Below are 8,195 nucleotides of genomic sequence, written 5' to 3' on the forward strand. Positions count from 1 at the left end.
GAGCGAAGCCGCCGTCGGCGGCGACCGCCGGCGTCAACGCCCAGTCCCGCAGCACCAGCTGTCGCTCGGCGGCCCCCAGCACCGACAGCTCCGACACCCGGGTCGGCGGTGCGGCACTGAGGAAATCGGCGAGAAAGGCCAGGAAGCGCCCATGGTGCGCGCGCAGTTCGTCGACGGTGTAGCGCGCCGGGTTGCCGATGAAGTCGATATGCAGCTCGCCGTCTCCGGAGCCGTTGTAGATGTTGACCGACAGATCCTCCACCGGGCCGGTCGACAGCAGATGCATGGTCGCGGCCGCGTTTCCGAAGCGAATGCCGTTGTGGAACAGCATGATATTGACCACCGGCCCGAGGAACCCACGGTCCGTACCGGCCGCGCCCCGGTCGCGGGCCATATCCTCGTGCCGATACCGCTGGTGCCGCAGCGCGTCACGAATGCCGGGATCGACCCGCCCCACGAGATCCTCGATCGAGTGGTCGCCGGTGACCTCGAAGTGCAGTGGAACCACATTCGATACGTAGCCCGCCGACATCCGCAGTCCGGCGGTGGTGCGCGCGGTGACCGGCAGGCTCAGGGTGACCTCCTGACGGCCGGTGACGGCGGCCAGATACGCGACCACCCCGGCCGTCAACAATGCCGGGCGCGAAGCTCCGAAGCGCGAACGTACCGCCGCGAGTTCGGCGGTCGCGGCCGGGTCGAGCAGGCCGCCCTCGATCAACCGTTCGGCCCCCACCGGACCGTGGCGGTCGCTGAGGCTGAATTCGGAACCGATGGCGGCCAAACGTTCGCTCCAGAACTGCCGGTCCCGTTCGAACTGCTCGGAGTCCCGGTAGTCGCGTTCGGATTCGTAGATCGAATACAGGTCCCTGGCCACCACCGGGCTCGCGGCGGTGCCGCCGATCAGCGCGGTGTAGTGTTCGGCGATCCGCGCGACCAGCAGCATCGCGCCGTAGCCGTCGATGGCGATGTGGTGCATCTTGGCGTACCACAGGTATTCGTCGTCCCCTACCCGCAGCGCGGCGGTTTCGAACAGCCGATCACCCAGGACCGGGATCGGAACGGCCGCGTCCCGTCGCATCCAGGACATCGCCGCCGCGCGTGGGTCGGCACAGGATCGGAAGTCGTGCGGTACCACCTCGATCGGGCTGTCGGGACCGACCAGCTGCCGCGGTTCCCCCGCCACCTCCACAATGCGCAGCCGCAGGCTCTGCAAATCGGCAGCACACAGCCGCATGGCCCGACCGAGAACGGATGCGTCGAATTCGCCGTGGATTTCGACGTACTGGGCAACGGTCAAGGGCACCTGCGGAGCAATGTGCTGCGCGTTCCAGATCCCGATCTGAGCCTCTGACAAGGGGAAAGAGAATTCGGTGTTCGATGCGTCACGACCTGCGGGCTCCGAGGCCAAGGCGGTCATCAAAACACTCCAATCGCCGATAAAAACCGTGGACTATCTCCGGACATGGCAGCAACTTCCCTGCAACGAGCTAGACAGGAAGTCGCACCGAACACCCGGACGGATTGGTCGTTTCGCTGAAACGATTTGGCAATCGCCATAATTCAGACAAAATGCGCGGTCACTGGCGCGATGCGCTCGGAGCCACGCACGTGATCACGGTCGTATGACCGCGATCCGCTATGTGCAGCCGTGCTCAGCGCACGGTGATCACGCGGTTGTGCCACCCGGTGGAGCCGTCGGGGAAGGGCGGGGTGCGCTGCTCGGTCTGCCGCTCCCCCGTGCCGTCGGTGGCGCGGACGCGCAGCGTGTGCGTGCCCGGTGTGGCAGTCCACTGCCAGGTCCACTGCCGCCAGGTGTCGACGGAATACTCCGCGGCGAGGGTCGCGGGCTGCCAGGGCTGGTTGTCGACCTGCACCTCCACGCTCGCGATACCGCGGCGCTGCGCCCAGGCGACTCCGGCGACCGTCAGCGGCCCCGCGGGCACGGTGGCGAACGACGCGGGGACGTCGATCCGGGAGGCGATCTTGATCGGGGCGCGGTCGGCCCAGCCGCGCTCGGTCCAGTAGGCCCGGGCGCGGTCGAAACGAGTCACCTCGAGCTCCACCACCCACTTGGTGGCGGAGACATAGCCGTACAGTCCGGGCACGATCAGCCGCGCCGGATAACCGTGCTCGATCGGCAGGGCCTCGCCGTTCATGCCGATCGCGAGCAGTGCGTCGCGGCCGTCCAGCACCGTCGACAGCGGAGTTCCGGCCGTGAACCCGTCGATACTGCGGGACAGCAGCATATCGGCGTCGGGCCGCACCCCGGCCTCGGCGAGCAGGTCGGCCAAGGGATAGCCGAGCCAGCGGGCGGTGCCGACCAGGTCGCCGCCGACCTCGTTGGACACGCAGGTGAGCGTGATGACGCGCTCCACGGCGGGGCGTCGCCGCAGCTCGTCGACATCGAATTCCACGGTGCGGTCGGTCATTCCGTGTATTCGCAGTCGCCAGTCGGCACTGGCCAGCGCGGGCAGTTGCAGTGCGGTGTCGACCCGGTAGAAGCGGTCGTTGGGGGTGAGCAGCGGGGTGATTCCCGGAACGGGCACTTCGGCCTCCGGCGGGATGGGCGGCGCCGTCCGGCGGGCAACGGGGAGCACGAATCGCGCCCGATCGGCCACCACGTCGCGCAGGCGCGCACCCAGCCAGCGACCGGTCGCCGCCGCACCGGCCGCGACCGCGCCCACGGCGACCGCGCCGGTCAGGAATCGCCGCCGCGACAATCCCTCCGGTTCCCCCGGGCGGGACATCGCGGTCCACACCAGGGCGCGCAGGGCCAGGATGCCGGCGGCGATCCCCACCACGGTGGGCAGCGCGAACCACGGTGTGGCAGTGGGCCGTTGCAGCGCCGCCAGCGCGGTGACACCGCCCAGCAGGAGCAGGAGCGCACTGCCGATGGGCCGGCGGCGTTCGAGCAGGCCCGCGATGGCCGCGCCGCTGGCCATCACCACGGCCATGGAGACGAACAGTGCCAGCTTGTCATTGCTGCCGAAGCGTCGAATCGCGGCTTCTTTCAAGGCAGTCGGAGTGTGGTCGACCATGGTCGCGCCGAGCGCGAAGAACGGCGAGGACGCCGGATCGACGAATACCGCGACCAGATGCCCCACCCCGAGCACCGTGGCGGCACCGAGCATCCCGGCCAGCGCGGCCCGGCCGCGACCGATCCCGGCGGCTGACGAATGCTGTGGGGAGCCGAGGGCGGCACTGTTCGGTTTCGACATCACGACTCCTTCGATCGAGTCGGCTCAGGTGAGGTTCAGGCTGGCCACCGGGGTGGTGGTCGGCAGCGGGGAGCCGCCGGCGGGTTCGATGGTGACGGCCAGGGTGTCGGTGGGGCCGAAAGCAGTAACCACCGGCATGGTCGACAGCGCGTCCACGATGGCGGCCGACCGCGGTTGGCCGCCCAGTTCGACCAACCAGATCTGATAGCAGCGGCCGACGGGCGGAACCGGTACATCCCGGAGGTCGACCGCCGCGGCACCCAGCATCGCCGAGGCTCGGATCGACAGTTCACCGCCGCCGGTGACCTGGACGGTCCGGGTCAGCGCGTCCGGCTGCCGCTCGATCATCGCCGCCGTAATCTCGCCGGGACCGGGTGGCTCCCCGGGGCGTTGCACGACGAAGCCGATCCCCGCGCCTAGCGCGATCACCAGGACGAAGGCCGCCGCCAACCAGTCCAGCCGGGAGAACGGACCCAGGCCACCGTGCCATCGGTATCGCACGCCGCGCCCGGCGACTCGGATGACACGGTCGAGCGCGCGCAGCAGCCGATCCTCCAATTCCACCGGGGGAGGCACGGAATCGACCACGGTGAGATCGGCCATGGTGTCGCGGATGGCGACGACCGTGGCGTCGAACTCGGCGGCGGTGAACCGGTCGGCGCGTTCCCGCCGCTCCTCGATGACGGCGCGCTCCTCGTCGGATACGGCGTCGATCGCGTACAGGTAGGCGAGTTCGAGCAGGTCCAGATCGGGCCGCTCGGTGGTGCTCATCGGACGTCGCCTCCTGTCAGGCAGGCCGCCAGGCGCTTCAGCCCGTCGCGGATACGGGTTTTCACGGTGGGCACGGGCGTGCCCAGGTGGTCGGCGACCTCGGAGTACGTGCGGCCGCTGTAGTAGGCCAGGGCGAGGGTCTCCCGCTGCAACGGCGTCAGTGTTTCCAGGCACCCGCGCACCGCCCGCTCGTCGAAACTCTGCTCCACGGCTTCCAGTACGACGTCGTGGTCACGACCCAGATGCAGGTGGCCGTAGGCGTTTTCCCGTCCGGTCGCCGACCGCTCCATGCGGATGCGGTCGACGGCCCGGCGATGGGTCAGCATCATCAGCCAGCCCATGGGACTGGCCATCCGCTCGTCGTAGCGACCCGCCAGTGACCACGCCTGGAGGTACACCTCCTGGGCGATCTCCTCGGCGGTGGATCGGTTGCGCAGCATGCGCAAGGCCAGGCCGTAGACGCGGTGGCTGGTCAGGCGGTACAGCTCGGTGAACGCCGCCCGATCGCCCCCGCCCACCGCCGCCAGCAGGCCGACGAGGCGTTCGGCGAGTTCCCGGTCCCGCCCCGGGCGGTCGGCGGGACAGGACGGCTGCGCCACCGCGGTCTGCTCCAGGTCACGGAACAGCGGAACAACCGTCGAATGCTCGTCTTCGGTCATGCGGGCACCCGCGGCATTCCTCCGAACTCGGCCGAGTTGAACGGGATTCGCGGCGTCGGCATCAGACTCTCGTTTCCTGGCGGCGTGGTGGACGTGAGCGACCACGGGCGTGTCGGACCGTGCGCTCAGGCGGGCGGCATCAGCACGGAATCGATCATGTAGACCGTCGCATTGGCGGTCTTGACCCCACCGCAGACGACCGCGGCGTCGCCGACCTTGATGTCGTCCCCGTTCCGGGTGACCGTGACCGATCCGCCCTCGACGGTCTGATGCGTTCCGGCGATCTCGTCGGGCGCGATCTGTCCGGGGACCACGTGGTAGGTGAGGATCTTGGTCAGCGTCGCCGAGTCGGTCTTCAGGCCGTCCACGGTCTCGCTCGGGATCTTGGCGAAGGCCGAATCGACGGGCGCGAAAACGGTGAACTGCCCGCCGTTCAGGGTGTCGACCAGGTTCACCTCCGGGTTGAGCTTGCCCGACACCGCCGACACCAGGGTGGTGAGCATGGGGTTGTTGGAGGCCGCCACGGCGACCGGATCCTGCGCCATACCGCTCACCGAACCCGCGCCGGTGGGCACCTGCTCGGCATATTCCGTACAGCCGGGCCCGACCAGGTCCGAGGCCGCGTCGGCGGTGGTCGTCGCGGCCGCCGTCGTGGTGGTCGACGAGGTCGCGGCGGTCGAATCGGACTGGTCATCGGAGCACCCGGTCACGACCGCGGTGGCGGCGGCCAGGGCGACGGCCACCGCGAGGGTGCGCTGCGACATCTTCATGATCATCTTCTTTCGTCGTGCGGCCCGCGTGCGCGACCGCGGAATTCGGGACGGGAGGGACTTCGGCCAGCCGTGCCGGTCGGATTGGTGTCCTTTCCGCTCGGGCCTTCGCCTGGTCACCGGCCGCGGGTCGGGGGCGGCAGCGACCGGTGACGTCCAGCAGCGGGGCGGCTGAGACCCCGAGTACTCATGGCCGTCCACGAGTACCGGAAGGACTTCGCCCAGCCCTCGCCCGCGGTTTGGTGCCCGACGAGATTTCTTCGGGCAACCACCGAAACCGACAGAATCCGCGCACCGACCACACCGCGACGACGAGCGTGCCGCAATCGAGACACGAGTGGCCGACGCACCGCTGCCCGGTGGCCGAGGAGATCACCCAGGAGGTGCGCCTTCAGATCCCGGCCGAGGCGAGTCGGTACGCCGAGCGGTTGACCAGCCCGCTCGGATGGCTGATGATGCCGCTACTCCCGAGCGTCCTGGTCGGTGCCGGTCGACGGTTCGGCGCACAGCGCGTGCAGGGCGGTCGTCATCGCGGCCACCGTGGACTCCATCGTGCTGTGCTCGAAAAGCTCTGCGGCATACACCATCTCGCCTCGGATTCCGGCGTATTCGCCGTTCGGGCCGTATTCCTCGCGCAGGTTCAGCAGCAGTTCCCAGGGGGTATGGCGGACCGGGACGGGGTGATGGCGGATGGTGAGGCCGGTGTCGGCGGTGTCGATTCGGGTGCCGCGCAGGTAGGTCACCATGACCTGGAACAGGGGGTGGTGGGTCCGGGAGCGTGGCGGGTTGAGCAGGGCCACGAGATCGTCGAAGGGGAATTCCTTGTTGTCGTATGCGGCGAGGACGCGTTCACGGACCTGCGCCACCAGGTCGCCGGGGGTGGGGGCGGCGGACAGGTCGGCGCGGACGACGGCGGTGTCGACCACGCAGCCCACCAGGTCGTGCAGGCCCGCGGTGTCCCGGGCGCTCAGGGCCACGCCGATGGGCAGGTCGGGGCCCGCGCCGCGATCGTGCAGGGCGAGGGCGAGGGCGGTGTGGACGAGCATGTAGACGCTGGCGCGGTGGGCGCGGGCGGTGTGTGCGAGCTCGCGGTGGGTGGCGGCGTCCAGGTGGATGGGCAGCGACGCCGCGCTGTTGTCGCGGCGGCCTGCGCGGGGGCGGTCGGTGGGCAGTACCGGGTGCGGTGGCAGGCCGTCGAGTGCGGTGCGCCAGTAGCGCGCCTGTCGTTCGAGGAGGGGGCCGTCGGCGTGCGTCAGTTGCCGGAGCCACAGCGTGTAGTCGGCGAATTGGGTTGCGGGAGATTCCCATCGGGGCGGGTGGCCGACCGCCCGCGCGCGGTAGGCGGTGAGCAGGTCGTGCTGGAGCACGGCCAAGGATTCGCCGTCGCCCGCGACATGGTGCAGGACGCCGAGCAGGATGTGGTGTTCGGGGCCGGTGCGGTAGAGGCGGATGCGCAGCGGTGGACGCGTGGTGAGGTCGAAGCCCACGGCGAGTTCGGCGTCCATCGCCCGGTCGACGCTGTCGCCGGTGGGCAGGTCGACGATCCGGAAATCCGGGTGTGCGGATGCCGTCGGCAGGATGTGCTGCACGGGCCCGTCCGTGCCGTACGGCAGGACGGTGCGCAGGATTTCGTGCCGTTCGACCACATCGGTGACCGCCGCCGCCACGGCCGTCGGATCGAGCGGCCCGGATATCTCGAGGCCGGTGGCGATCAGGTAGTCGGGGCGGTTGCCGCCGAGGTAGTTCACGGTCCACAGGCGTTGCTGGGCGGGTGCGAGCGGGATCGGGTCGGTACGGCGCACGGTGGCAAGGCCGTTCGGGAGGCGTTCGGGCGCACGGTCGGCGAGCGCCTGCTCGAGCGCCGCGACGGTCGGCGACTCGAACAGGTCGCGCAGCGATACGGCGACCCCGAGCCGGGACCGCAGCGCCGCGACCACCCGGATCGCCGACAGCGAATTGCCACCGAGCGCGAAGAAGTCGTCGGTGACGCCGACCTCCGCAATACCCAACGCCGCCGCGAACTCGCGCACGAGGACCCGCTGGCGCGGTGTGCCGGCCGGAATCCGATCACCGTTCGCGGGTACGGGAAGCGCGTTCACGTCGATCTTCCCCATGGGCGTCAACGGCAGCGCGTCCAGGGCCACGATGGCCGAGGGCACCAGGTAGGACGGCAGCGTCGACGCCAGCCGGGTCCGCAGCGCGGCGGTGTCGACCGTATCGGTCGCGACGATGTGCGCGATGAGCGACTGCCCGCTGGCGGCCCGGCGCGCGGTGACGATCGCGGCGTCGACGCCGGGCTCGCGCCGCAGCGCCGCCTCCACCTCGCCCGGTTCGACGCGAAAACCGTTGACCTTCAACTGCCGATCGGCGCGGCCGAGGAAGTGCAGCAGGCCGTCGGCGTCCCAGCGCCCGATATCGCCGGTGCGGTACATGCGTCCACCGGCGGGGCCGAACGGGTCGGCGACGAAGCGCTCCGCGGTGCGGGCCGGGGCGCGGTGGTAGCCGTTGGCCAGTCCCGCCCCGGACAGGTAGATCTCCCCGGCGACACCGACCGGCACCGGTCGCAGCGCCGGATCCAGCACCGCGACCCGGGTGTTGTCGGCTGGACGTCCGACGGGTACGGGTCGGTCCGCCGCCATATCCGCCGGAATCGCGAAGCCGAGCGCGTAGCTCGTCGCCTCGACGGGTCCGTACAGATTCGTCACCACGGGCGGGGGGGGGGGGGCCCCGCGCGGGGGGCGGGGGGGCGCGGGGCGCCCCCCCCCCCCCCCCCCCCC

6 protein-coding genes are annotated in these 8,195 nt (G+C 70.3%); all 6 read right to left on the reverse strand.

Annotated features, from left to right (window positions below):
* Nucleotides 1–1,417 (reverse strand): condensation domain-containing protein (locus tag QK444_RS27565; RefSeq protein WP_282785065.1); only part of this gene is annotated, 1,417 nt, incomplete at its 3' end.
* Nucleotides 1,418–1,652: 235 nt separating this feature from the next.
* Nucleotides 1,653–3,131 (reverse strand): molybdopterin-dependent oxidoreductase, encoded by a 1,479-nt coding sequence (locus QK444_RS27570; protein WP_282785070.1) that lies wholly within the window; start codon nucleotides 3,129–3,131, stop codon nucleotides 1,653–1,655.
* A gap of 111 nt (nucleotides 3,132–3,242) precedes the next feature.
* Nucleotides 3,243–3,989, reverse strand: coding sequence for an anti-sigma factor (locus QK444_RS27575; RefSeq protein ID WP_282785066.1), 747 nt, complete (start codon nucleotides 3,987–3,989; stop codon nucleotides 3,243–3,245).
* Complete coding sequence (locus tag QK444_RS27580; protein WP_282785067.1) at nucleotides 3,986–4,648, reverse strand: sigma-70 family RNA polymerase sigma factor; 663 nt, start codon at nucleotides 4,646–4,648, stop codon at nucleotides 3,986–3,988. Before QK444_RS27580 ends, QK444_RS27575 begins: the two co-directional genes overlap by 4 nt.
* A gap of 125 nt (nucleotides 4,649–4,773) precedes the next feature.
* The gene (locus tag QK444_RS27585) at nucleotides 4,774–5,418 is read right to left on the reverse strand and encodes a fasciclin domain-containing protein (RefSeq protein ID WP_282785068.1); all 645 of its coding nucleotides are present in this window, start codon (nucleotides 5,416–5,418) and stop codon (nucleotides 4,774–4,776) included.
* Nucleotides 5,419–5,879: 461 nt separating this feature from the next.
* Nucleotides 5,880–8,126 carry a condensation domain-containing protein gene (locus QK444_RS27590; protein ID WP_282785069.1) on the reverse strand — a complete coding sequence of 749 codons (2,247 nt, stop codon included), beginning with the start codon at nucleotides 8,124–8,126 and terminating at the stop codon, nucleotides 5,880–5,882.
* Nucleotides 8,127–8,195: the final 69 nt, after the last annotated feature.

Origin of the sequence: Nocardia sp. CC201C (assembly GCF_030010695.1) — a bacterium.
Taxonomy (GTDB): domain Bacteria; phylum Actinomycetota; class Actinomycetes; order Mycobacteriales; family Mycobacteriaceae; genus Nocardia; species Nocardia otitidiscaviarum.